Here is a 2,342-nt window from a genome sequence, read left to right on the forward strand (position 1 = left end):
GTGCCGGACGTTCAATACCGCTACGTCGTCGTAGATGGCCGAACCGTCCTGGTCGACCCATCCACCCGCAAGATTGTGAAGGTCTACGACTGACACGAACTCTTCGGACAGACGCCCGCCCTGCCGAAGTGCGCGGCGGGCTTTTTGTTTGGAACGAAGGCCAGCGCCGGACGCGCTAACCGCGCGTTTTCGGGTTCGAGTCTAGCGCGCTTTTCGACGGATTAGCGGCCAATTTGGCGGATCGCCGATCCCTTACCAACAGCGATTTCTTTGTTCTCGCCGGCAACTCATCGCCATTAGCAGTCGCTCCGCCATGCTTCGCGGCAATCGCATAGTCGGCTCTGTTCGTTCTATAGTCTTTTTTGTGCACAGTTATCTTCCGATTCAGAAGATTAACGCGGCATAGCGCCCGGCAGTTCCGAAGGTTGCTAATGTGCGAGACAACGCGCTTCGCTCCGGCGGGACGGCCCAGCGGCTTGGTTGCGTGGGGGGACTGGCAGCTAGAGGCCGCTGGGCCTGACCAGCGAGCACTGGGGAGTCGTCGCCTGGCTGGCGAATCCATGCGCTCAAGCTAATGGAATCGAAACATGCAAACGAAGTACGTGGCGGTAATTCCGCTGTGTAGAATGCCCCGCAATGGGTCAGCCATTTTCCGACGATGGCTCCGTGGAGGCGTGGCGGCCCCTACCCCATCCGCCAGCAGGTTGAATTTATTGGGGACAGTAGTGGTACCGTTGGCTGGGATCGAACCAGCGACCTCCGGATCCACAATCCGGCGCTCTAACCATCTGAGCTACAACGGCACGTTTGCCTGAGCGGGAGTGGGTGGAACGTTCATTCTCCGGGACCCGCTCTGTCGTTCGGCGATGCGTCAATACGGGCTATCGGAGTTTAATTCAAGGCTTTTGGCCGCGCATGGCCCCGAAAATCAGAATCGATTTTCGGAAAGGATCATGCGCAAAATCCAAAGTTCTACAGCGTCCTTTGCGCGTCCAAGAGGACGCGCAGCGCTGTCGGCAAAGAGTGCTCCGGCATCGACATCGTATTTCGCCGGGCAAAGAAAAAGGCCGGCGGGAGGAGGTGCCGGCCTTTTCCTGTTACGAGCCAGCGGGAGGAGGTGCTGGCTGGTCACCCCGGAGAGCAGAGGGAGGAGGTTCCACCCGCCGGGTATTCGCTTGACCACTATATCGCACATAATCCTGTTCGAAGAAATGCGACCTTTTGTTGCATCTTCGAAATATGCGCAAATATTAGGCGGCCTTGATTTCGCTCATCGCCTTCTCGAAGGCGGTCTTGATCGGCTTGGAGACGTCCTCGGCCGCCTTGGAGGCGACGGTCTGGAACTCCTTTGCCTGCTCGACGGTCATCTCGACGCGCTTACGCAGGAATGCGGTCTGCAGTTCGACGACCTCCGACAGCGACTTGGCGCCGATCAGCGCTTCGAAATGCGAAAGGCCGGCTTCGGTATTGGCGCGCAGAGCGGCGATGGTCTTGAGCGACAGGTCGTTGGAAACGGTCTTGGCGGTCTCAAAGGTCGACTCCAGAGCCTTCTGGGTCTCTTCGGCGCCGGTCTTCAGCTTGGCATAGGCCTCTTTGGACTGCTCCACGCCCTTTTCCGCGAAAGCGCGGATCTGGTCGGTGGCTTTGGAAGCGTCGAAGCTAGGGAATTCGACATTTTCAGCGGTCTTGGTCCTGGACATTTTCCATCCTTTGCAGCGGCAGCGGCTTCGACAGAAAGCCGTCTCGTTCATGTATGATGGCAATATAAAGGCAAATTTTGTGCATTGCAATATCTTTGTTGCAGCGCACCATAGAATTTCGCTCCCAACGTTAACCACGAGCCCAGAGATTCCGGCGGTTGCACGCTATGGCTTGTGGACCTTCGCGCCGTCGGCTTTTATTAACAAAGCGTTAACCGCAAACTGCCGCTCTGTGAGGGTTCCCAAAGCGCATGCCGTCCGAAAACTACTCCTTCCTCGACGTCGCCGTGCTCGACGCGGTCCGCCAGCGCTTTGCCGCCGGCGACGCGATCGCCCTTCTGTCGGCAGACCTCGAACAGGTGATCTGGGCCAACGGACCAGGGGCAGCGGTGTTCGGCTACCCCGACATCGAGGCCATCATCGGCGCCTCGACAGGCTTGCCGCTGATCGCCAGGCGCCAGATCATGGCGACAAGCGGCTTTCCACAGATCGGTCGCGACCGCGCCATCACGGTGCGGCTGGCAACCGGCCTGACCAGCCGCGCGGTTGGCTTTCTGGCCAGCGCGGTGACAATGCCTGACGGTGAAAAAGCGATCATGCTGGCGGTGCCGGCGGCACAGACCGGCTCGCGCAGCACCGAGA

Annotated in this window: 2 protein-coding genes, 1 tRNA gene and 1 pseudogene; 2 read left to right on the forward strand and 2 right to left on the reverse strand. The window is 59.1% G+C overall.

Annotated features, from left to right (window positions below):
* Window positions 1-93, forward strand: a 93-nt coding sequence (locus tag EOA86_RS31045; protein WP_128345103.1) for a DUF1236 domain-containing protein, incomplete at its 5' end; no start/stop codon positions are given.
* Between the two features lie 633 nt (window positions 94-726).
* On the opposite strand, the gene EOA86_RS31055 is transcribed toward EOA86_RS31045, so the two are convergent.
* Both EOA86_RS31055 and EOA86_RS31060 read right to left on the reverse strand, forming a co-directional pair.
* Window positions 727-803, reverse strand: a tRNA-His gene (locus tag EOA86_RS31055).
* Between the two features lie 447 nt (window positions 804-1,250).
* Complete coding sequence (locus EOA86_RS31060) at window positions 1,251-1,700, reverse strand: phasin (RefSeq protein WP_128345105.1); 450 nt, start codon at window positions 1,698-1,700, stop codon at window positions 1,251-1,253.
* Window positions 1,701-1,951: 251 nt separating this feature from the next.
* Here EOA86_RS31060 and EOA86_RS31065 point away from each other — a divergent pair.
* A pseudogene (locus EOA86_RS31065) lies at window positions 1,952-2,342 on the forward strand (PAS domain-containing sensor histidine kinase); the annotation flags it as partial.

It is taken from the genome of Mesorhizobium sp. M5C.F.Ca.IN.020.32.2.1, from assembly GCF_004023105.1.
GTDB lineage: Bacteria > Pseudomonadota > Alphaproteobacteria > Rhizobiales > Rhizobiaceae > Mesorhizobium > Mesorhizobium wenxiniae.